The sequence below is a fragment of the Streptomyces sp. SID486 genome (genome assembly GCF_009865385.1).
GTDB lineage: Bacteria > Actinomycetota > Actinomycetes > Streptomycetales > Streptomycetaceae > Streptomyces.
This window is the reverse complement of record NZ_WWJT01000204.1, coordinates 44,426-66,247: the sequence shown is the minus strand read 5'-3', so window position 1 is coordinate 66,247 and position 21,822 is coordinate 44,426. Positions and strand designations below refer to the sequence as shown.

The window sequence follows — 21,822 nt, the reverse complement described above, 5'->3', positions numbered from 1 at the left end:
CGGCGCACGGTCCGATCGCCACGCCGGGGCGCAGACCCCCGGCCATGGCCGCGAGCCGGGACAGCCGGGCCGGATCGGCGGCGTCCGTGTGCAGGTCTACCGGGCAGCCCTGTTCGGAAGCCACCTCCAGGACCGCCTCCACGTAGCCCGTGGGGTCAGGATCCAGGTCGGGGCAGCCGCCCACCACGGAGGCGCCCATCTTCACCGCGTCCCGCAGCATCGCGAGCCCCTCGGCCCCGGCCACGCCGGTCAGCAGCCGCGGCATCGCCACCGTCGTCAGCTCCGCCAGCCCGCGCAGCGACCGCCGTGCCTGCAGGACCGCCCCCAGCGCACCGAGTCCCTGGACGTCGCCCACGCGCACGTGCGCGCGCAGTGCCGTCGCCCCGTGCCCGAGCTGGAGCAGGGCCGCCTCGGTCGCCCGGCGCTGGACGTCCTCGGGGGTGTACGACACCGGGCCGGAACGTTCGGCCGACAGTGCGGTGTCGCCGTGGGCGTGTGGCTCCGCAGGGGCCGGCAGGAGCAGATAGCCGTTCAGGTCCACGCGCGTGACGCCGGTCCGGGCCGGTCCCGGGGCGAGACTGCCGGTCGTGCCCACCGCCTCGATACGCCCCCCGCTCAGCCGTACGTCCACGGTCCGGCCGTCGGTGAGCCGCGCCCCGCAGAGCAGCAGGGCGGCCGGTTCGCAGGGCCCCGAGGACCCCGAGGAACCCGACGAATTCGACGGCGGTTGCGGCTGCGGCTGGCTGTCGGGCATCGCGCTCCAGGGTCGGGCCGGGGGCTCGGCGGGCCGGCGTGCGTGGTTCGGGGCCGTGACGTCCCAAGATCACACAGAGTGAGTCGAGCCTAGGGTCGCGAGCCGCGCGGGTCGCGCAGGAGGGCAATAGTCGTACCGGCGTGGCCCGCCGTGGACGCCACACACGGCCTGCCGTGACGGAAGGCACACAGCGTCCGCCCGGCGGAAGGCACGCGCGGTCCGCCCGGACGGAAGGCGCGCGCGGGTCCACCCGGACGAACGGCACCCACGCGCGCGTGCGGGTGCCCTGACAGACGGCGGCGGCGGACGAGCGGGGAGGCTGCGGGCACCCTCACGCGCGCGTGCCGTGGTCGTCCGTGGCACCGTCCGCCGTGTCGGCACCGTCGGTGGTGGCCGGTGGTGCAACACCCGGCACCCAGGCCCGGTTCGTGCCGTGCCGCAGGCCCGGGCACCCGCGACGTGCCGGTCGCGAGAGGTGCGTCGGGGGAGGCCAGGGGGGTGCCGGGAGGGCGGCGAGGAGGGGCGGAGCGGGCGGCGGGGAACGGATTTGGGCGAACGGCGGCGGACCGTGTAATGTCTTCATCGCTCGCCCCAATAGCTCAGTCGGCAGAGCGTCTCCATGGTAAGGAGAAGGTCAACGGTTCGATTCCGTTTTGGGGCTCTGGTGTGAGAGGTCCTCGTCGCAAGGCGAGGTCCGATCTCATCAAAGCGGTGTAGCTCAGTCGGTAGAGCAAGCGGCTCATAATCGCTGTGTCACCGGTTCAAGTCCGGTCACCGCTACTGACAGTAGCCGATTGCGGGGTCGGTCCTTCAATCGGCTACTCTTGCTTGCGTTGAATAAGTCCATCCGTTCGTCTTAGGAGCACTCACGTGGCTGCCACCGACGTCCGCCCGAAGATCACGCTGGCCTGCGTGGAGTGCAAGGAGCGGAACTACATCACCAAGAAGAACCGGCGTAACAACCCGGATCGCCTGGAGATGAAGAAGCACTGCCCGCGTTGCAATGCGCACACCGCGCACCGCGAGACGCGATAAATCAGGCTCGTCCGTGAGGCCGTCCCCTTCCGAGGGGGCGGCCTCACGGCGTTTTACCGGCTCAGCACCTGGGCCGCCCCACCGGCCCCATGCGCATTCCACGGCGGGTTTCCGGCTAATTTGGGGCCATCACAGCAGACATCAGGAGGTGCCGGGCCATGGCGCTCGACCAGTCCTTCGTGGGACGGACCTACCCGCCCACCGCCCCCTACGAGGTGGGCCGGGAGAAGATCCGCGAATTCGCCGAGGCGGTGGGTGAGACCAACCCGGTGTACACGGACCCCGAGGCCGCCAAGGCGTTCGGGCACTGCGATGTGATCGCCCCGCCGACCTTCGTGTTCTCCATCACCTTCCGGGCCGCCGGCCAGGTCGTCGAGGACCCGCAGCTGGGGCTCGACTACAGCCGTGTGGTGCACGGCGACCAGAAGTTCGTCTACGTCCGTCCGGTGCGCGCCGGTGACCGGCTCACGGTCACCTCCACGATCGAGGGGATCAAGTCCCTCGCGGGCAACGACATCCTGGACATCCGTGGTGAGGTGCACGACGAGGCCGGCGAGCACGTCGTCACCGCCTGGACCAAGCTCGTGGCCCGCGCGGCCGAGGAGGCGTGAGCAGCCGATGGCGGCGAAGATCGCGTACGACGACGTCGAGGTCGGCACCGAGCTGCCGGCGCAGAGTTTTCCCGTGACGCGCGCCACCCTGGTGCGCTACGCGGGGGCCTCGGGGGACTTCAACCCGATCCACTGGAACGAGAAGTTCGCCAAGGAGGTGGGTCTGCCGGACGTCATCGCGCACGGCATGTTCACCATGGCCGAGGCGATCCGCGTGGTCACGGACTGGACCGGGGACCCGGGTGCGGTCGTGGAGTACGGCGTCCGCTTCACCAAGCCCGTCGTCGTCCCCAACGACGACCAGGGCGCCCTGATCGAGATCAGCGGCAAGGTCGCGGCCAAGCTGGACGACCGGACCGTGCGGGTGGACCTCACGGCCATGAGTGCCGGCCAGAAGGTGCTGGGCATGTCCCGCGCCGTCGTGCGACTGGCCTGACCGCCGCGCCGCAGCACCTGCGGGCGCACAGTGGCAGGTGCTGCGAGCTGCGCTCCCGCAGGGGGCGCCCGGATACGAGGGATGCGCTCGCTCAGGCGAGAGGGGGCGTATCCACAGATGTGGACCCACGGAAGTGTCCCCACAGATGTGGACCCACGGACGTGTCCCCACAGCAGTGGCCCCACGGAAGTAAGGGGTGCCCTTCAATAGCGGGCGCCCCTTACCTGTGGCCCCGCACCGGACCTGTGGCCCCCCACCGGTCCCTGTTGGCCCCGCGCGGAGCACTTGCCAAGTTAGTGATTGAGTACTAACTTCCTCTCCATGGTCAGGATGAGTGCGGACGAGCGGCGGGAGAGCGTCATTCGCGCGGCGATGGCCGAGTTCGCGCGTGGTGGGTATCACGGCACCTCCACCGAGGCGATCGCCAAGCGGGTGGGGGTGTCGCAGCCGTACCTCTTCCGGCTCTTCCCGGGCAAGAAGGCGATTTTCCTGGCCGCGGCGGAGCGCTGCGTGGAAGAGACCGTCCGGACCTTCAGGGAGGCGTCCGAGGGGCTGCGGGGCGAGGAGGCCCTGCACGCCATGGCGAACGCGTACACCAAGGTCATCGCGGAACGGCCCGAGCGGCTGATGATGCAGATGCAGATGTACGTCGCGGTGGCGGCTGCCGAGGAAGAGGGCGACCGCGAGTTCGGTGAGAGCGTCCGGGCCGGCTGGATGCGGCTGTGGGACACGGTGCACCTGCCGCTCGGTGCGGACATCGACGAGACGACCACGTTCATGGCGTACGGAATGCTCGTCAACTGCCTGGTGGCCATGGGTTTCCCACCGCAGCACCGGGTGTGGGAGGGGCTCTACCCGTCCGCCCGGGTGAAGGGGCGCCCGGAAGCGTAGTGCGGGTGGGGGAGGCGAGGCGCTTGCCCTGCCCCAAAAAGTTAGTCATCAATAACTAATCGAGATCACTCCGGGGGGAGCGATGGCACAGCAGACAGCAACATCCGGCGCCACATCGCGCGCGGGGGCCGTGTGGGCCCTTGTCATCACCAGCGTCGCCGGGTTCATGGCGGCACTGGACAACCTCGTCGTCACCACGGCCCTGCCCTCCATCCGCGAGGACCTCGGCGGTGCGCTGGACGACCTGGAGTGGACGGTGAGCGCCTATACGCTCACGTTCGCCGTCCTTCTGATGTTCGGTGCCGCGCTCGGCGACCGCTTCGGGCGCCGCAGGCTCTTCATCGCCGGACTCGCCGTGTTCACCGGTGCCTCCGCCGCCGCGGCCATGGCACCCGGCATCGGCTCACTGATCGCGGCCCGCGCGGTCCAGGGAGTCGGCGCGGCCGTGATGATGCCGCTCACCCTGACGCTGCTGACCGCCGCCGTGCCGGCCGCCAGGCGAGGGATGGTCTACGGCATCTGGGGTGCCGTCAACGGGCTCGCCGTCGCCTCCGGGCCGCTGATCGGCGGCAGCCTCACCGAGCACGTCTCCTGGCACTGGATCTTCTGGCTGAACGTCCCGCTCGGCCTGATCGCGCTGCCGCTCGCCCGGCTGCGCCTCGCCGAGTCCCACGGCACCGGCGCCCGCCTCGACATCCCGGGCACGCTGCTCGCCAGCGGCGGGCTCTTCGGGATCGTCTACGGCCTGGTCCGCGGCCCCGCCGACGGCTGGACCGACTCGGTTGTGCTGACCGCGCTGACCGCGGGCGGAGCGCTGCTGGCGGCCTTCGTGCTCTACAGCTCCCGGGCCACCTCGCCCATGCTGCCGATGCGGCTGTTCCGCTCCCGGGCCTTCGCCGGGATCAACGCGGCCAGCCTGCTGATGTTCGTCGGGATGTTCGGCTCGATCTTCCTGCTCAGCCAGTACATGCAGGGCGTCCTCGGCTACTCGCCCACCGAGGCGGGGCTCAGGATGCTGCCGTGGACCGGCATGCCGATGCTCGTCGCGCCCGTCGCCGGGATCCTCTCCGACCGCATCGGCGGCCGGCCGGTCGTCGCCGCGGGCCTGTTCCTGCAGGCCGTCGGTCTCGGCTACATGGCCTCTGTGGCCACCACGGACGCCTCCTACGCCGTCCAGCTGCCCGCCCTGATCATCAGCGGGGTCGGCATGGCCCTGTTCTTCGCGCCGGCCGCCAACCTGGTCATGTCCAGCGTCCGCCCGCAGGAGCAGGGCATCGCCTCCGGTGCGAACAACGCGCTGCGCGAGGTGGGCGGCGCGCTCGGTATCGCGATCATGTCGTCGATCTTCTCCGCGCGGGGCGGTTACGAGTCCGCGCAGAGCTTCGTGGACGGCCTGCGGCCGGCTCTGGTCACCGGCTCGGCGGTGGTCGCCCTGGCCGCCGTCGCGGCCCTGGCGATCCCCGCCCGCCGGCTCCTCGGGCCGGCCGCCGACAAGGCCGGACAGGTGTCCGCACCGGTCCTCGAGGCAACCTCCCGCTGACCCGCGCCACTCCCGCACAAGGAGCCCGCGATGCCCACGCTGCCCTGGACCGCGCCGCGCACCCCGCCACCCGGCACCGAGGTTCACGTCTTCGCCTCACGCTTCGAGACCCGCACCCTGTGGGGCGGCCTCCGCTTCCTCGTCCGCACGCCGGCCGTGTGGCGGCAGGCCGGCCGCGCCCCGGGGGCCTACGGCAGCTCCCGCCAGGCGCAGCCGCTGCGACGGACACTGTCCGCCTGGGAGAGCGCCGACGCGCTGAAGGAGGTCGCCCGCTCCGGAGCACACCGGCCCACCTCGCGCGCCCTGGCCGCCCAGCTGCGTTCCGCCCCCTTCGCCGGCTGGCAGACCTCCGGTGACGATCTGCCGGTGAGCTGGGAGGAGGCCGTACGGCGGCTCACTTAGTCGCCGGGCGACAGCACGAAGCGCCACGCGCGCGTGGGACCACGGCTCAGGCCGGCCCACGCGCGCGTGGCGCTTCCGTAACCGGCCGGCTCCCGTAGACCCCGGTCACCCCCCCCCGGGCCCCCGCGCCCCGCGCTCGACATCCCATGACCCGCACCCCGCGCCCGCGCCCCGCGCCCGCGCCCCGCGCCCGCACCCCGTGCCCGATGCGCGCCCGACGCGAAGGGCCCGCACCCCGCACGCCACGTCCCATGACCGGCATCCGTCTAGCCGCGTCCAGAAGGTGGGGAAGCCTCGCTCGTTCGGCCCGCCCCGCGTCAGTCATGACCGGCATCCCTCAAGCCACGACGCCTGGCCCGCACCCCCGCACAGCAGGCCCCGCACGCTACGTTCGCAGACCCGCCACCCCCCACCCCGCGCCCCATCGGCCGACAAGCCGCTCGTGGATGCGGTGCTGTCGGAGGTGTCTCGTAGTCTTGGGCCCGTGCAGGTACTCCACGACGCCCCCCTTGCCCCGCTGACCACCTTCCGGCTGGGCGGCCCCGCGACGCGGCTGGTGACCGCCACGACCGACGCCGAGGTGATCGCCGCAGTACGCGAGGCCGACGACAGCGGCACCCCGCTGCTGCTCATCGGCGGCGGGTCGAACCTCGTCATCGGCGACAAGGGCTTCGACGGCACCGCCCTGCGCATCGCCACGCGCGGCGTCGAACTGCGCGGTACGACCCTGGAGCTGGCCGCCGGCGAGGTCTGGACCGACGCCGTCGCCCGCACCGTGGAGGCCGGGCTCGCCGGCATCGAGTGCCTGGCCGGCATCCCCGGGTCCGCCGGCGCCACCCCGATCCAGAACGTGGGCGCCTACGGCCAGGAGGTCTCCTCCGCGATCACCGAGGTGGTCGCGTACGACCGGCGGGCCGGCGAGACGGTCACGCTGACGAACGAGGAGTGCGCCTTCTCCTACCGCCACAGCCGCTTCAAGGCCGACCCCGAGCGCTATGTCGTGCTCCGGGTCCGTTTCGTGCTGGAGGACGCGGGCGGGCTCTCCGCGCCGGTCAAGTACGCCGAGGCGGCCCGCGCGCTCGGCGTGGAGCCCGGCGACCGGGCACCGCTCGCCGAGGTCCGTGAAACCGTGCTGAAGCTGCGCGCCGGCAAGGGAATGGTGCTGGACGCCGAGGACCACGACAGTTGGTCGGCCGGGTCCTTCTTCACCAACCCGATCCTCACCGACGAGCAGTTCGCCGCGTTCCACGCGCGCGTGCGTGAGCGGCTGGGCGAGGGCGTCGAGCCGCCCGCGTACCCCGCGGGGGAGGGCCGTACGAAGACTTCCGCGGCCTGGCTGATCGACAAGGCGGGCTTCACCAAGGGCTACGGCACCGGGCCCGCCCGCATCTCCACGAAGCACACCCTCGCCCTCACCAACCGGGGCGGCGCCACCACGGAGGACCTGCTGGCCCTGGCCCGCGAGGTGGTCGCCGGTGTCCGCGAGGTCTTCGGGGTCACCCTGGTCAACGAGCCGGTGACCGTGGGCGTGAGTCTGTGACCGGTCCGGCTCGGCAGGCCGCCACCCGGTAGGCGGTTACGGCAGTTCTCTGCCGTTCCGGCGAGCCACCCGGTAGGCGGTTACGGCAGTCCCTCTGCCGTTCCGGCAAGCCACCCGGTGGGCGGTCTCAGCAGTCCCTCTGCCGTTCCGGCAAGCCACCCGGTGGGCGGTTCCGGCAGCCCCTCTGCGGTTCCGGCAAGCCACCCGGTGGGCGGTCTCAGCAGCCCCTCTGCGGTTCCGGCAGGCCGCTCAGTAAGCCACCCCCACCCCCTGTTTCACCGTCTCCCCGGCGTCGATCATCGACAGCATCGCGTGCGCGACGTCCGCGCGGGCGATGAAGCGGCCCTTGGGCGGGAAGCCGCCGATCACGATGCGGTAGCGGCCGGTGAGCGGCTTGTCCTGCAGGCGCGGCGGCCGTACGGACGTCCAGTCCGTGCCGCTGTGCACCAGCTCGGCCTCCATCTCGCGCAGATCGGCGTACACGTCCTTGAGGACCGCCGACACCAGACCCCGCAGCCCGCGGTCCAGCGCGCCGTCGCCCGCCGGTGCCGGTCCGACCGGGCCGGCGCTGACGACCAGCAGCCGGCGCACGTTCTCCGCCTCCATGGCGCCCAGCACCGTACGGGTCAGCCGGGTCGCCACACCGGCGTCCTTGCGGCTGCGCGCTCCCAGGCCCGAGAGGACGGCGTGCCGCCCCCGGACGGCGGCGCGCAGTTCCCGCGGGTCGGTCAGACCGCTGCGGACGACTTCCAGGCGTTCACCGGTGACAGGGAGCCCAGCCGGGTCCCGTACGACCGCCGTGACCTCGTGACCGGCGGCCAGGGCCTGGCGGACCAGCTCCCGGCCGATCCCCCCGGTGGCGCCGAAAACAGTCAGTTTCATGGTGGCTCCCCCTGCGCGAGCGTGGTGGGTGAGTGCTTACTCACCCGACTGTCTCCTAGAGTGGGTAAGCACTCACCCACCCGTCAAGTCCGAAAGCGAGCCCCATGGAGACGAAGCCGGCGCGTGTCCGCATCCTCGATGCCGCCCATGAGCTGATGCTCACCGTCGGGCTCGCCCGCGCCACCACCAAGGAGATCGCCCGCGCGGCAGGCTGCTCGGAGGCGGCCCTCTACAAGTACTTCGACAGCAAGGAGGAACTGTTCGTACGGGTCCTCGACGAGCGCATGCCCCGGCTCACCCCGCTGCTCAGCAGCCTCTCCGCCGAACCGGGACGGGCCGGCCTGGAGGAGAACCTCACCGAGATCGCCCGCGAGGCCGCCCTCTTCTACGAACAGGTCTTCCCGATCGCCGCCTCCCTGTACGCCGAGGTCCAGCTCAAGCGGCGCCACTTCGACGCCCTGCGCGCCATCGGATCCGGACCGCACGTGCCGATCGAGGGCCTGGCCGCCTACCTGAGCGCCGAGCAGGCCGCCGGCCGGGTCCGCGCGGACGCCGACACGCACGCCGCCGCGTCCCTGCTGCTCGGGGCCTGCGCGCACCGGGCGTTCGCCTACGACGCCCTCGACAGCGCCGAACGGCCGTCGGTGGACGAGTTCGCCGCCCGGCTCGCCGCCACGCTGCTCGGCGGAATCTCCGTCGCGGACCGGCCCTGAGGACCCGCGACCCGGCTGCCATGAGGCATCACACGTGCGACTGAGGCCGCGCGCACCGACTGATCACACACCCGGGCGCGGTGCCCGTCTGCTTCCAGGCCACTCCGCCCCGCGCGAAGCTCAGCCGGCCGGGGTCGCCAGCCAGTCGTCCACGCCGGCCAGCAGCCGCTCCTTGACCTTGTCCGGGGCCGCGGAGCCCCGCACCGACTGCCGGGCCAGTTCGGCCAGTTCGGGGTCGGTGAAGCCGTGGACATGGCGGGCCAGCTCGTACTGGTCGGCCAGCCGGGAACCGAACAGCAGCGGGTCGTCGGCGCCCAGCGCCAGCGGGACACCCGCCTCGAACAGGGTGCGCAGCGGTACGTCCTGCGCCTTCTCGTACACCCCGAGCGCGACGTTCGAGGCCGGGCACACCTCACAGGTCACGCCCCGGTCCGCCAGCCGCTTCAACAGGCGCGGGTCCTCGGCCGCCCGCACCCCGTGGCCGATCCGGGTGGCGTGCAGGTCGTCCAGGCAGTCCCGGACCGACGCCGGGCCGGCCAGCTCACCGCCGTGCGGTGCCGACAGCAGACCGCCCTCGCGCGCGATGTGGAAGGCCCGGTCGAAGTCGCGGGCCATGCCGCGCCGCTCGTCGTTGGAGAGCCCGAAGCCCACCACGCCCTGGTCCGCGTACCGCACGGCCAGCCGGGCCAGCGTGCGCGCGTCCAGCGGGTGCTTCATACGGTTCGCGGCGACCAGGACACGCATGCCGAGGCCGGTCTCCCGGGACGTCGTCTCCACCGCGTCCAGGATGATCTCCAGGGCCGGGATCAGGCCGCCCAGCCGGGGCGCGTACGACGTCGGGTCCACCTGGATCTCCAGCCAGCCCGAGCCGTCCTTGACGTCCTCCTCGGCGGCCTCCCGGACCAGGCGCCGGATGTCGTCCGGCTCGCGCAGGCAGGAGCGCGCCGCGTCGTACAGCCGCTGGAACCGGAACCAGCCCCGCTCGTCCGTGGCACGCAGTCTGGGCGGTTCCCCGCCGGTGAGGGCGTCCGTCAGCGCGTCGGGCAGCCGGACGCCGTACTTGTCGGCCAGCTCCAGGACGGTTCCCGGCCGCATCGAGCCGGTGAAGTGCAGGTGCAGATGGGCTTTCGGCAGCTCAGAGAGGTCACGTACACGCTCCATCCCAGGATCCTGCCGTACCGACCCGTCATACCGGTAGCCGTTTCCCCGTACGTGGTCTTGCTCGCACAAACGAACAGGGGCACCCCACCGTCCTCCGGGGGTGCCCCTGCTCTCACGAACGGACCGCTCAGTCCCTGGCCTCCGCCAGCAGCTTCTGGATCCGGCTCACGCCCTCGACGAGGTCCTCGTCGCCGAGCGCGTACGACAGCCGCAGGTAGCCCGGCGTGCCGAAGGCCTCGCCCGGGACGACCGCGACCTCGGCCTCCTCCAGGATGAGCGCGGCCAGCTCGACCGAGTTCTGCGGGCGCTTGCCGCGGATCTCCTTGCCGAGCAGCGCCTTGACCGAGGGGTAGGCGTAGAAGGCGCCCTCGGGCTCCGGGCAGAGCACGCCGTCGATCTCGTTGAGCATGCGCACGATCGTCCTGCGGCGCCGGTCGAACGCCTCGCGCATCTTCGCGACGGCCTCCAGGTCACCGGAGACGGCGGCGAGGGCGGCCACCTGGGCGACGTTGGAGACGTTCGAGGTGGCGTGCGACTGCAGGTTCGTCGCGGCCTTGACGACGTCCTTCGGGCCGATGACCCAGCCCACGCGCCAGCCGGTCATGGCGTACGTCTTCGCCACGCCGTTGACCACGATGCACTTGTCGCGCAGCTCGGGCAGGAGCGCCGGCAGGGACACCGCGGCGGCGTCGCCGTAGACCAGGTGCTCGTAGATCTCGTCGGTGAGCACCCACAGGCCGTGCTCGACGGCCCAGCGGCCGATCGCCTCGGTCTCGGGCTCGGAGTACACGGCGCCGGTCGGGTTGGACGGGGAGACGAAGAGGACGACCTTCGTCTTCTCCGTGCGCGCCGCCTCCAGCTGCTCCACCGAGACGCGGTAGCCGGTCGTCTCGTCGGCCACGACCTCCACCGGGACACCGCCGGCCAGGCGGATCGACTCGGGGTACGTCGTCCAGTACGGCGCCGGGACGATGACCTCGTCACCCGGGTCGAGGATCGCGGCGAACGCCTCGTAGATGGCCTGCTTGCCGCCGTTGGTGATCAGGATCTGGGAGACGTCGGGCTCCCAGCCGGAGTCGCGCAGCGTCTTCGCGGCGATCGCGGACTTCAGCTCGGGCAGGCCGCCGGCCGGCGTGTAGCGGTGGTACTTCGGGTTCTTGCAGGCCTCGACGGCCGCCTCGACGATGTAGTCCGGGGTCGGGAAGTCGGGCTCACCGGCGCCGAAGCCGATCACCGGACGCCCGGCGGCCTTCAGGGCCTTGGCCTTGGCGTCCACGGCGAGGGTGGCGGACTCGGAGATCGCGCCGACTCGGGCGGAGACCCGGCGCTCGGTGGGTGGGATTGCAGCGCTCATGCCGCCCATCGTTCCAGACCGGAAATCCCCCCGGCACACTGGTTTCACAGACTGAACAGCAAGGGGTCGAGGCGTGAACAAGGGTCCGAATCCGGCCCCGGGCCAGGACGATCTTTGGCCGAGGGGATCCGGACGGCCACTTTCTGTTCGACGCCGGGGCGCGGAACACGTACACTCTCACCTCGTTGGCCTTCAGCAGCCACCGCCGAAACCGGTGCACACCGCGCACTCGGTCGGATGCGGTACGTTGGGGGACACACAAAGGGTCGTAGCTCAATTGGTAGAGCACCGGTCTCCAAAACCGGCGGTTGGGGGTTCAAGTCCCTCCGGCCCTGCTACACACACCGCCAGGATGTGTGCGCATGTACGTACAGCAATGCACCGCCGTGCGGCTCAGAAACCGGGCGCGGCACGGCCACGACCCGGGACCAGGTGAGGACTATGACGGACGCCGTGGGCTCCATCGACACGCCTGATGCCCAGGACGAGGTGCCCGAGTCCAAGAAGGCTCGCAAGGGCGGCAAGCGCGCCAAGAAGGGCCCGCTCAAGCGCCTCGCCACCTTCTACCGCCAGATCATCGCGGAACTCCGCAAGGTCGTCTGGCCGTCGCGTAACCAGCTGACTTCGTACACCACTGTGGTGATCTTCTTCGTCGCCATCATGATCGCGTTGGTGACCGTGATTGACTATGGGCTCAACCACGCGGCCAAGTACGTCTTCGGCTGAGCCAAGAGCGAAGGGCGCCGTGGCACCGGCGCCCGTTTTCGCATGTTCCACCCCTATGTATCCAGGAAGAAGCAGCCATCGTGTCTGACCCGAACCTGAACGACGACGCCACCGAGCCGCGCGGGCTGGCTGCCGAGACGGCGGATGACGAGCTCGACATCGTCGAGGGCGCGGACGAGCAGGACGAGTTCGAGGCTGCCGAGGCCGAGGCGGGCGAGCCGGCCGAGGAGGCCGCCCTGCACGCCGAGGACGAGGGCGACGAGATCGCTGAGGCCGACGAGGACGCCGAAGCCGGTGTCGTCGAGGACGCCGCCGAGGATGCCGAAGCCGGCGAGGACGCCGAAGCCGACGAGGACACCGCCGTCGCCGAGGCCGCCGAGGAAGAGCCGGCCGCCCCGGTCGACCCGATCCAGGCCCTGCGCGAGGAACTGCGCACCCTGCCCGGCGAGTGGTACGTCATCCACACCTACGCCGGCTACGAGAACCGCGTGAAGACCAACCTGGAGCAGCGCGCCGTCTCGCTGAACGTCGAGGACTACATCTTCCAGGCCGAGGTGCCGCAGGAAGAGGTCGTCCAGATCAAGAACGGCGACCGCAAGACGATCAAGCAGAACAAGCTGCCGGGTTACGTCCTGGTCCGCATGGACCTGACCAACGAGTCCTGGGGCGTCGTCCGCAACACCCCCGGTGTCACCGGCTTCGTCGGCAACGCCTACGACCCCTACCCGCTGACCCTGGACGAGATCGTCAAGATGCTCGCCCCGGAGGCCGAGGAGAAGGCCGCCCGCGAGGCCGCCGAGGCCGAGGGCAAGCCCGCCCCGCAGCGCAAGGTCGAGGTCCAGGTGCTGGACTTCGAGGTCGGCGACTCGGTCACCGTCACCGACGGTCCCTTCGCCACGCTGCAGGCGACCATCAACGAGATCAACCCGGACTCGAAGAAGGTCAAGGGCCTGGTGGAGATCTTCGGCCGCGAGACCCCGGTCGAGCTGTCCTTCGACCAGATCCAGAAGAACTGAGCACGTACTCCGAGAGCGCCCCGCCGGTGGACACCGGGCCGGGGCGCTCTCGCCGTGTCCGGCCCGCCGCCGTCACCACGGTCGCCGTACTCGCGCTGCTGGCGCTGACGTACGCCGTCTTCCTCCCGGCGGTCTGGACGCGCACGGAGCTGCGCGGCGCGGAGCCGACCGCGGCCACGTTCCACGACGGGGCCTGCCTCCTCGGCCGCTGCACGGTGTCCTACCCCGTCGCGGGTGAGCGGGTGACCGCCGACCTCCCGGTCGGCACGCGCGCGCCGGGCCTCGCCGAGGGCGACATGGTGCGCGTGCGCGCCGCGCCCGGGGAGCCGGAGCGGGTCGCTCTCGCCTCGGACACCGGCCGCGGGACCGTGGCCGCGCTGCTCGCGGTGCCCGTCGGCGCGACGCTGATCGCGCTGCTCGCCGGAGCCGTGCACATGCTGCGCGAGCGGCGGCCCGAAGCCCCTGTAAAGACCGCCTGACCTGGGCGATTTCTTGTCCTGAGGGGACAGCGGCTATCGTTGTGCGGTATGCCATCTGTGGGATCATGCATCGGCGTGGATCCGGATGACGCGGATGGCAGTCAACCTCTCAGTAAGGACCCGGAGAGAGCATGCCTCCCAAGAAGAAGAAGGTCACGGGGCTCATCAAGCTCCAGATCCAGGCCGGCGCGGCCAACCCGGCTCCGCCGGTCGGCCCCGCGCTGGGTCAGCACGGCGTCAACATCATGGAGTTCTGCAAGGCCTACAACGCCGCGACCGAGTCGCAGCGCGGTTGGGTCATCCCGGTGGAGATCACGGTCTACGAGGACCGCTCCTTCACCTTCATCACCAAGACGCCGCCGGCCGCGAAGATGATCCTCAAGGCCGCGGGTGTCGAGAAGGGCTCCGGCGAGCCGCACAAGACCAAGGTCGCCAAGATCACCGAGGCGCAGGTCCGCGAGATCGCCACGACCAAGATGCCCGACCTCAACGCGAACGACCTGGACGCCGCGGCGAAGATCATCGCCGGTACCGCGCGCTCCATGGGCATCACGGTCGAGGGCTGAACCCCACCCCCGTAGTCATGCGGCCGTAGCCGGTCGCACGTGGCAGGGCCTGCTCGGCCCGTACCACGACTCCTTTCAGAACACACAGGAGCAGTTGTGAGCAAGCGCAGCAAGGCTCTCCGCGCTGCGGACGCCAAGATCGACCGGGAGAAGCTCTACGCCCCGCTCGAGGCCGTCCGTCTCGCCAAGGAGACCTCCACGACCAAGTTCGACGGCACCGTCGAGGTCGCCTTCCGCCTGGGTGTCGACCCGCGCAAGGCCGACCAGATGGTCCGTGGCACCGTGAACCTTCCGCACGGCACCGGCAAGACCGCCCGGGTCCTGGTCTTCGCGACCGGTGACCGTGCTGCGGCCGCGGAGGCCGCGGGCGCCGACATCGTCGGCTCCGACGAACTGATCGACGAGGTGGCGAAGGGCCGTCTGGACTTCGACGCCGTCGTCGCCACGCCGGACCTCATGGGCAAGGTCGGCCGCCTCGGCCGCGTCCTCGGCCCGCGTGGTCTGATGCCGAACCCGAAGACCGGCACCGTCACCCCCGACGTCGCCAAGGCCGTCACCGACATCAAGGGCGGCAAGATCGAGTTCCGCGTCGACAAGCACTCGAACCTGCACTTCATCATCGGCAAGGCGTCCTTCGACGACGCCAAGCTGGTGGAGAACTACGGCGCCGCGCTGGAGGAGATCCTCCGTCTGAAGCCGTCCGCCGCCAAGGGTCGCTACATCAAGAAGGCCGCCATCACCACCACGATGGGCCCCGGCATCCCGGTCGACCCGAACCGCACCCGTAACCTCCTCGTCGAGGAGGACCCGGCCACCGTCTGAGCCTTCGCTCAGCCCGGTAGCCGCGTCAGGTACGCGTAAAGAAGAGGGCGGGCCCTGGAACCCCTGAGGTTCCGGGCCCGTCCTTTCTTTGTACGGCCTTTGGCACGACTGTCAGTGGCCTGGACTACGGTGCAGGCACAGGACACGCAATAGGGGTGGGACTACATGAAGAGCACGACCGTGCGCCGCGCGACCCTTTCGATCGCCGTGGTGGCCGCGCTGACCGGAGTGGCGGCCTGCGGCACCACCGACGCCGACAAGGCGGCCGGCAAGACCGCGATACACGTCAGCCCCATCGCCGCCCTGCGCTCCGCCGAGAAGTCCACCGACAGCGCGGAGTCGGCCAAGGTGCGCTCCACCACGTCCGTCGGCGACCTCATGGCGATGACCGCGAACGGCGCCCTCACCTGGGAGAACGGCCTCAAGGGCAACCTCACCATCACGTACACCGGTGGCAAGATGGCCGAGGCGATGAAGAAGGCTGGCACCCAGTCGATGGAGGCCCGGTACCTGCCGGACGCCTACTACGCGCACATGGGGGACACCTTCGCGCAGCAGGCCGGCGGCAAGCACTGGCTCAAGTACTCGTACGACGACCTCGCCAAGCTCGGCGGCGCCTCCGGCTCGTACATGAAGGACCAGATCCAGAACGCCACGCCGAACCAGTCCGTGAAGATGCTGCTGGCCTCGGGCGACGTCAAGAAGGTCGGCGAGGAGAAGATCTCCGGCGTCGACACCACCCACTACTCGGGCACGGTGAACGTCGCCGACCTCGCGAGCAAGACCAGCAACCTCAGCGCGGACCAGCTGTCCGCCCTGAAAAAGCAGCTCAGCCAGGCCGGTGTCACCACGGACACCGTCGATCTCTGGATCAACGACCAGAACCTGCTGGTCAAGAAGACCGAGAAGGCCGACACGGCCAACGGCGCCATGACCAACACCACCGTCTACACCGACTACGGCGTGAAGGTCTCGGCAGAGGCTCCGCCGGCCGCCGACACCAGGGACTTCGGTGACCTGATGAAGGCCGGTGGCTCCCCGGCGAGCGGCACCAGCACCGGCACCGCCTCCTGACCCCGGCGCCGTCCCGGAGACCCTGAGGGACGCACGGCGCCGGTGGCCCGCCACCAGGAGCCGGCCGGCCGTCCCTCGGGGCACCTCCACGGCCTCGCGGCCCCACAGCCTCCCGGCTCGGCTTCCACAGCCCCACGGCCCCACAGCCTCCCGGCCCGGCTCCCAGCAGCCTCCTGGCTTCACAGCGGCTCGGCTTCACAGCCTCCCGCTCCCACAGCCTCTCGACTCTGCGGCCTCAGCCTCCCGGCTCTCCACCACCGCAGCTCCGCGGCCCCACCGCCCCACGGCCTCGCGACTCCGCAGCCGTACAGCCCCCGCGTGACCGCCCCGCGCGCCGTCGAGTGACCGTCGGCGGTCTCGTCCCGCCGGCCGCGGGCGGCCCGATTTGCTCGGTGACGCCCCGGTCCCGTACTCTCTTGCAGAAGCCAAAGACCGCTGGTCGTTGCCGCACGCTTGTACGAGGGTGCGGTGGCCGAAGGATCCGCTGAAAAGTGGGCGACCCGCGCAGGTGATTGTGGAAGTACTCCCGGAGTGCGCGCGCCGAGCGCGTGTGCGGCCGGTCGAGTCCGCCCCGAGCGCCTGCGCCGGGGCGTTTCGTTTCCCCAGTCCTCCTTCGGGTCCGCGCGGTCCGAATCACCCGGAAGGAGGCCGAGGCTCTATGGCGAGGCCCGACAAGGCTGCCGCGGTTGCGGAGCTGACGGACAAGTTCCGCAGCTCCAACGCCGCCGTGCTGACCGAGTACCGCGGTCTCACCGTGGCGCAGCTCAAGACGCTGCGCCGGTCGCTCGGTGAGAACGCCCAGTACGCCGTGGTGAAGAACACGCTGACCAAGATTGCGGCCAACGAGGCCGGGATCACGCTGGACGACCAGCTCTTCGCTGGTCCGACGGCCGTCGCCTTCGTCACCGGTGACCCGGTGGAGTCGGCGAAGGGTCTCCGTGACTTCGCCAAGGACAACCCGAATCTCGTCATCAAGGGCGGTGTCCTTGACGGCAAGGCGCTCAGCGCCGACGAGATCAAGAAGCTTGCGGACCTCGAGTCCCGCGAGGTTCTGCTCAGCAAGCTGGCCGGTGCCTTCAAGGCGAAGCAGTCCCAGGCTGCCTCCGTCTTCCAGGCGCTGCCGTCGAAGCTCGTCCGCACCGTGGACGCGCTGCGCGCCAAGCAGGCCGAGCAGGGCGGTGCCGAGTAATTCGGCTCGCTTTCTGACCCGTACCACCGGTTCGGGTCGCAGCGGGCCGACGTACGCCCGCCTTACCCAGTACATCCGGCACCTGCCGATATGAGTGGAAGGACGCCATCATGGCGAAGCTCACCCAGGACGAGCTGCTTGCCCAGTTCGAGGAGATGACCCTCATCGAGCTCTCCGAGTTCGTGAAGGCCTTCGAGGACAAGTTCGACGTCACCGCCGCCGCTGCCGCCCCGGTCGTCGTCGCCGGCGCCGCTGGTGCCGGTGCGGGCGCCGAGGCCGAGGAGGAGAAGGACGAGTTCGACGTCATCCTCACCGGCGCCGGCGACAAGAAGATCCAGGTCATCAAGGTCGTGCGTGAGCTGACCTCCCTGGGTCTGAAGGAGGCCAAGGACCTCGTCGACGGCACCCCGAAGCCGGTCCTCGAGAAGGTCAACAAGGAGGCCGCCGAGAAGGCTGCCGAGTCCCTCAAGGCCGCCGGCGCCTCCGTCGAGGTCAAGTAAGACCTCACGGGTCCGCCAGGGCTCGAGCGCGCGCTGAACGCGGCCGCGCGGGGCGCCGAAACCGGCGCCCCCGGGCTGTAACGCGAACGCACCGAAGAGCGATCATCCATCCGGGTGGTCGCTCTTCGGCGTATCCGGGGACCGACCGCGGTTGCCTTGCACTCGCTGCGGCGAGGGGTATGGTGATCTTCGTTGTGTCACCGGACGGCCTGCTTCCGGCAGGGGGGCCTTGACGAACCGCACGCAGCGCGCAATTCTCAGGACGCGTCGTCACAAGGATCCGAATCCGAGGCATGGATCGACGACGAAGAGGGCAGTATCACCGTGCGTTGAGGGCAGCAGGCCGAGGGCGTTGAACAAGGGCGTTGACTAGGGCGTTGAGCACAACGAGGGTCTTCGAAAACCCGCACTGGACATCAGTGTGCCAAGTGGCTACACTGACCCTTTGCGCTGCCTGTTAGCTGTCCCCTGCCCGTCACCAGGGGTCTGCCCTCACTTGAGCACAGTCGACCGAAGCCCCCCTGACCTGGGGTTTCTGTCCCTGTGTGCCGGAGAGGGACCGGTACGCGCGTAGTGAGTCCGAGCCCTCGGAAGGACCCCCTCTTGGCCGCCTCGCGCACTGCCTCGACCGCGAATACGAACAACGGCGCAAGCACCGCCCCGCTGCGCATCTCCTTTGCAAAGATCAAGGAGCCCCTCGAGGTTCCGAACCTGCTCGCGCTGCAGACCGAGAGCTTTGACTGGCTGCTCGGCAACACCGCCTGGCAGACTCGGGTCGAGGAGGCTCTGGAGAACGGTCAGGACGTCCCCACCAAGTCCGGTCTGGAGGAGATCTTCGAGGAGATCTCCCCGATCGAGGACTTCTCCGGGTCGATGTCCCTGACGTTCCGGGACCACCGCTTCGAGCCGCCGAAGAACTCCATCGACGAGTGCAAGGAGCGCGACTTCACGTACGCCGCCCCGCTCTTCGTCACCGCCGAGTTCACCAACAACGAGACCGGTGAGATCAAGTCCCAGACGGTCTTCATGGGCGACTTCCCGCTCATGACGAACAAGGGCACTTTCGTCATCAACGGCACCGAGCGTGTCGTTGTGTCTCAGCTGGTCCGTTCCCCCGGTGTCTACTTCGACTCCTCCATCGACAAGACGTCCGACAAGGACATCTTCTCCGCCAAGATCATCCCGTCCCGGGGTGCCTGGCTGGAGATGGAGATCGACAAGCGTGACATGGTCGGTGTCCGCATCGACCGCAAGCGCAAGCAGTCGGTCACCGTTCTGCTCAAGGCGCTCGGCTGGACGACCGAGCAGATCCTCGAGGAGTTCGGCGACTACGAGTCGATGCGCGCCACCCTGGAGAAGGACCACACCCAGGGCCAGGACGACGCGCTCCTCGACATCTACCGCAAGCTGCGTCCGGGCGAGCCCCCCACGCGTGAGGCCGCGCAGACGCTGCTCGAGAACCTCTACTTCAACCCCAAGCGCTACGACCTCGCCAAGGTCGGCCGCTACAAGGTCAACAAGAAGCTGGGTGCGGACGCTCCGCTGGACGCGGGCATCCTGACCGTCGAGGACATCATCTCGACGATCAAGTACCTGGTGCAGCTGCACGCCGGCGAGACCGAGACCACCGGCGACAACGGTGACTCGATCGTCGTCGAGACCGACGACATCGACCACTTCGGCAACCGTCGCCTGCGCAGCGTCGGCGAGCTGATCCAGAACCAGGTCCGTACGGGTCTGGCCCGTATGGAGCGTGTCGTCCGCGAGCGCATGACGACTCAGGACGTCGAGGCGATCACGCCGCAGACCCTGATCAACATCCGGCCGGTCGTCGCCTCCATCAAGGAGTTCTTCGGCACCAGCCAGCTGTCGCAGTTCATGGACCAGAACAACCCGCTGTCGGGTCTCACCCACAAGCGCCGTCTGTCGGCGCTCGGCCCGGGTGGTCTCTCCCGTGAGCGGGCCGGCTTCGAGGTCCGTGACGTGCACCCGTCGCACTACGGCCGTATGTGCCCGATCGAGACGCCGGAAGGCCCGAACATCGGTCTGATCGGCTCGCTCGCCTCCTACGGCCGGGTCAACGCGTTCGGTTTCGTCGAGACCCCGTACCGCAAGGTCATCGACGGCCAGGTCACCGACGAGGTCGACTACCTGACCGCCGACGAGGAGGACCGCTTCGTCATCGCGCAGGCCAACGCCACGCTCAACGACGACCTGCGCTTCGCCGAGGCCCGCGTGCTCGTCCGCCGTCGTGGCGGCGAGGTCGACTACGTCGGCCCCGAGGACGTGGACTACATGGACGTCTCGCCGCGCCAGATGGTGTCGGTCGCGACCGCCATGATCCCGTTCCTCGAGCACGACGACGCCAACCGTGCCCTCATGGGCGCGAACATGATGCGTCAGGCCGTGCCGCTGATTAAGTCCGAGGCCCCGCTCGTCGGCACCGGCATGGAGTACCGCTCCGCCGTCGACGCCGGTGACGTGGTCAAGGCCGAGAAGGACGGTGTGGTCCAGGAGGTCTCCGCGGACTACATCACCACCGCCAACGACGACGGCACGTACATCACGTACCGCCTGCACAAGTTCTCCCGGTCCAACCAGGGCACCTCGGTCAACCAGAAGGTCGTCGTCGACGAGGGCGACCGGATCGTCACGGGCCAGGTGCTCGCGGACGGCCCGGCCACCGAGAACGGCGAGATGGCCCTGGGCAAGAACCTGCTCGTGGCGTTCATGCCGTGGGAGGGTCACAACTACGAGGACGCGATCATCCTGTCGCAGCGCCTCGTACAGGACGACGTCCTCTCCTCGATCCACATCGAGGAGCACGAGGTCGACGCCCGTGACACCAAGCTCGGCCCCGAGGAGATCACCCGGGACATCCCGAACGTCTCCGAGGAGGTCCTCGCCGACCTCGACGAGCGCGGCATCATCCGCATCGGTGCCGAGGTCGTCGCCGGCGACATCCTCGTCGGCAAGGTGACCCCCAAGGGCGAGACCGAGCTGACCCCCGAGGAGCGCCTGCTGCGCGCGATCTTCGGCGAGAAGGCCCGTGAGGTCCGTGACACCTCGCTGAAGGTGCCGCACGGCGAGATCGGCAAGGTCATCGGCGTACGCGTCTTCGACCGCGAGGAGGGCGACGAGCTGCCGCCGGGCGTGAACCAGCTGGTCCGCGTCTACGTCGCGCAGAAGCGCAAGATCACCGACGGTGACAAGCTCGCCGGCCGCCACGGCAACAAGGGTGTCATCTCCAAGATCCTGCCGATCGAGGACATGCCGTTCCTGGAGGACGGCACCCCGGTCGACATCATCCTCAACCCGCTGGGTGTGCCGTCCCGAATGAACCCGGGACAGGTCCTGGAGATCCACCTCGGCTGGCTCGCCAGCCGCGGCTGGGACGTCTCCGGCCTCGCGGACGAGTGGGCCCAGCGTCTGCAGGCCATCGGCGCCGACCAGGTCGCCCCGCGCACCAACGTCGCGACCCCGGTCTTCGACGGTGCCCGCGAGGACGAGCTGGCGGGTCTGCTGCAGCACACCATCCCGAACCGCGACGGCGAGCGCATGGTGCTCCCGTCCGGCAAGGCGCGGCTGTTCGACGGCCGCTCCGGTGAGCCGTTCCCGGACCCGATCTCGGTCGGCTACATGTACATCCTGAAGCTGCACCACCTGGTCGACGACAAGCTGCACGCCCGTTCGACCGGTCCGTACTCCATGATCACCCAGCAGCCGCTGGGTGGTAAGGCCCAGTTCGGTGGCCAGCGCTTCGGCGAGATGGAGGTGTGGGCGCTTGAGGCGTACGGCGCCGCCTACGCCCTCCAGGAGCTGCTGACCATCAAGTCCGACGACGTCACCGGCCGCGTGAAGGTCTACGAGGCCATCGTCAAGGGCGAGAACATCCCCGAGCCCGGCATCCCCGAGTCCTTCAAGGTGCTCATCAAGGAGATGCAGTCGCTCTGCCTGAACGTGGAGGTGCTGTCCAGCGACGGTATGTCCATCGAGATGCGCGACACCGACGAGGACGTCTTCCGCGCTGCGGAGGAGCTCGGCATCGACCTGTCCCGGCGCGAGCCGAGCAGCGTCGAAGAGGTCTGACGGGAGTCCGGTAGGGGCCTCGCCACCGTGTGAGGCCCCCGC

Annotated in this window: 20 protein-coding genes, 3 tRNA genes and 1 pseudogene; 20 read left to right on the top strand and 4 right to left on the bottom strand. The window is 69.8% G+C overall.

Annotated features, from left to right (window positions below):
• A pseudogene (locus tag GT045_RS10440) lies at positions 1 to 754 on the bottom strand (hydrolase); the annotation flags it as partial.
• 588 nt (positions 755 to 1,342) lie between these two features.
• Between GT045_RS10440 and GT045_RS10435 the strand changes: the two are divergent.
• From GT045_RS10435 to GT045_RS10395, 9 genes are all read left to right on the top strand, one after another.
• Positions 1,343 to 1,415: transfer RNA gene (locus GT045_RS10435), tRNA-Thr, on the top strand.
• Between the two features lie 46 nt (positions 1,416 to 1,461).
• Positions 1,462 to 1,534: transfer RNA gene (locus GT045_RS10430), tRNA-Met, on the top strand.
• Positions 1,535 to 1,624: 90 nt separating this feature from the next.
• Positions 1,625 to 1,789 (top strand): 50S ribosomal protein L33, encoded by a 165-nt coding sequence (rpmG, locus tag GT045_RS10425; RefSeq protein WP_003948671.1) that lies wholly within the window; start codon positions 1,625 to 1,627, stop codon positions 1,787 to 1,789.
• 158 nt (positions 1,790 to 1,947) lie between these two features.
• Positions 1,948 to 2,400, top strand: coding sequence for a MaoC family dehydratase N-terminal domain-containing protein (locus GT045_RS10420; RefSeq protein ID WP_161296518.1), 453 nt, complete (start codon positions 1,948 to 1,950; stop codon positions 2,398 to 2,400).
• Positions 2,401 to 2,407: 7 nt separating this feature from the next.
• Complete coding sequence (locus GT045_RS10415; RefSeq protein ID WP_161333973.1) at positions 2,408 to 2,836, top strand: MaoC family dehydratase; 429 nt, start codon at positions 2,408 to 2,410, stop codon at positions 2,834 to 2,836.
• 321 nt (positions 2,837 to 3,157) lie between these two features.
• Positions 3,158 to 3,727, top strand: coding sequence for a TetR/AcrR family transcriptional regulator (locus GT045_RS10410; protein ID WP_202516324.1), 570 nt, complete (start codon positions 3,158 to 3,160; stop codon positions 3,725 to 3,727).
• An 82-nt stretch (positions 3,728 to 3,809) separates the two neighbouring features.
• Positions 3,810 to 5,267 (top strand): DHA2 family efflux MFS transporter permease subunit, encoded by a 1,458-nt coding sequence (locus GT045_RS10405; RefSeq protein WP_161333972.1) that lies wholly within the window; start codon positions 3,810 to 3,812, stop codon positions 5,265 to 5,267.
• A gap of 30 nt (positions 5,268 to 5,297) precedes the next feature.
• Positions 5,298 to 5,669: a DUF3291 domain-containing protein gene (locus GT045_RS10400; protein WP_161333971.1), complete on the top strand. Its 372-nt coding sequence runs from the start codon at positions 5,298 to 5,300 to the stop codon at positions 5,667 to 5,669.
• 463 nt (positions 5,670 to 6,132) lie between these two features.
• Positions 6,133 to 7,209, top strand: a complete 1,077-nt coding sequence (locus tag GT045_RS10395; RefSeq protein ID WP_345942602.1) for a UDP-N-acetylmuramate dehydrogenase — start codon at positions 6,133 to 6,135, stop codon at positions 7,207 to 7,209.
• Between the two features lie 249 nt (positions 7,210 to 7,458).
• On the opposite strand, the gene GT045_RS10390 is transcribed toward GT045_RS10395, so the two are convergent.
• Entirely contained in the window at positions 7,459 to 8,091 is a 633-nt protein-coding gene (locus tag GT045_RS10390; RefSeq protein ID WP_161333969.1) for an NAD(P)H-binding protein, read from the bottom strand.
• A 104-nt stretch (positions 8,092 to 8,195) separates the two neighbouring features.
• Here GT045_RS10390 and GT045_RS10385 point away from each other — a divergent pair, with 104 nt between their 5' ends.
• Entirely contained in the window at positions 8,196 to 8,804 is a 609-nt protein-coding gene (locus GT045_RS10385; RefSeq protein WP_161333968.1) for a TetR/AcrR family transcriptional regulator, read from the top strand.
• A 120-nt stretch (positions 8,805 to 8,924) separates the two neighbouring features.
• Here the strand turns inward: GT045_RS10385 and GT045_RS10380 are convergent, their stop codons facing one another.
• Together GT045_RS10380 and GT045_RS10375 are read right to left on the bottom strand one after the other, a co-directional pair.
• On the bottom strand, positions 8,925 to 9,965 hold the full coding sequence (locus GT045_RS10380) for an adenosine deaminase (protein ID WP_161333967.1): 1,041 nt from the start codon (positions 9,963 to 9,965) through the stop codon (positions 8,925 to 8,927).
• 127 nt (positions 9,966 to 10,092) lie between these two features.
• Complete coding sequence (locus tag GT045_RS10375) at positions 10,093 to 11,319, bottom strand: pyridoxal phosphate-dependent aminotransferase (RefSeq protein ID WP_161333966.1); 1,227 nt, start codon at positions 11,317 to 11,319, stop codon at positions 10,093 to 10,095.
• Between the two features lie 262 nt (positions 11,320 to 11,581).
• On the opposite strand from GT045_RS10375, the gene GT045_RS10370 reads away from it, so the two are divergent.
• The 10 genes from GT045_RS10370 (at position 11,582) to rpoB (ending at position 21,780) form a co-directional block, all read left to right on the top strand.
• A tRNA-Trp gene (locus tag GT045_RS10370) sits at positions 11,582 to 11,654 on the top strand.
• 106 nt (positions 11,655 to 11,760) lie between these two features.
• Positions 11,761 to 12,045: a preprotein translocase subunit SecE gene (gene secE / locus GT045_RS10365; RefSeq protein ID WP_161333965.1), complete on the top strand. Its 285-nt coding sequence runs from the start codon at positions 11,761 to 11,763 to the stop codon at positions 12,043 to 12,045.
• 80 nt (positions 12,046 to 12,125) lie between these two features.
• Positions 12,126 to 13,061, top strand: coding sequence for a transcription termination/antitermination protein NusG (nusG, locus tag GT045_RS10360; protein ID WP_161298207.1), 936 nt, complete (start codon positions 12,126 to 12,128; stop codon positions 13,059 to 13,061).
• A 26-nt stretch (positions 13,062 to 13,087) separates the two neighbouring features.
• Positions 13,088 to 13,540 carry a hypothetical protein gene (locus GT045_RS10355; protein ID WP_161333964.1) on the top strand — a complete coding sequence of 151 codons (453 nt, stop codon included), beginning with the start codon at positions 13,088 to 13,090 and terminating at the stop codon, positions 13,538 to 13,540.
• A 131-nt stretch (positions 13,541 to 13,671) separates the two neighbouring features.
• Positions 13,672 to 14,106, top strand: coding sequence for a 50S ribosomal protein L11 (gene rplK, locus GT045_RS10350; protein ID WP_028805116.1), 435 nt, complete (start codon positions 13,672 to 13,674; stop codon positions 14,104 to 14,106).
• 96 nt (positions 14,107 to 14,202) lie between these two features.
• Entirely contained in the window at positions 14,203 to 14,928 is a 726-nt protein-coding gene (gene rplA / locus GT045_RS10345) for a 50S ribosomal protein L1 (protein ID WP_161333963.1), read from the top strand.
• A gap of 165 nt (positions 14,929 to 15,093) precedes the next feature.
• Positions 15,094 to 16,002 carry a hypothetical protein gene (locus GT045_RS10340; RefSeq protein ID WP_161298210.1) on the top strand — a complete coding sequence of 303 codons (909 nt, stop codon included), beginning with the start codon at positions 15,094 to 15,096 and terminating at the stop codon, positions 16,000 to 16,002.
• Between the two features lie 658 nt (positions 16,003 to 16,660).
• On the top strand, positions 16,661 to 17,191 hold the full coding sequence (gene rplJ, locus GT045_RS10335) for a 50S ribosomal protein L10 (protein WP_030641169.1): 531 nt from the start codon (positions 16,661 to 16,663) through the stop codon (positions 17,189 to 17,191).
• 110 nt (positions 17,192 to 17,301) lie between these two features.
• On the top strand, positions 17,302 to 17,691 hold the full coding sequence (rplL, locus tag GT045_RS10330) for a 50S ribosomal protein L7/L12 (protein ID WP_161298211.1): 390 nt from the start codon (positions 17,302 to 17,304) through the stop codon (positions 17,689 to 17,691).
• Between the two features lie 603 nt (positions 17,692 to 18,294).
• Positions 18,295 to 21,780 carry a DNA-directed RNA polymerase subunit beta gene (gene rpoB / locus GT045_RS10325; RefSeq protein WP_161298212.1) on the top strand — a complete coding sequence of 1,162 codons (3,486 nt, stop codon included), beginning with the start codon at positions 18,295 to 18,297 and terminating at the stop codon, positions 21,778 to 21,780.
• Positions 21,781 to 21,822 lie beyond the last annotated feature (42 nt).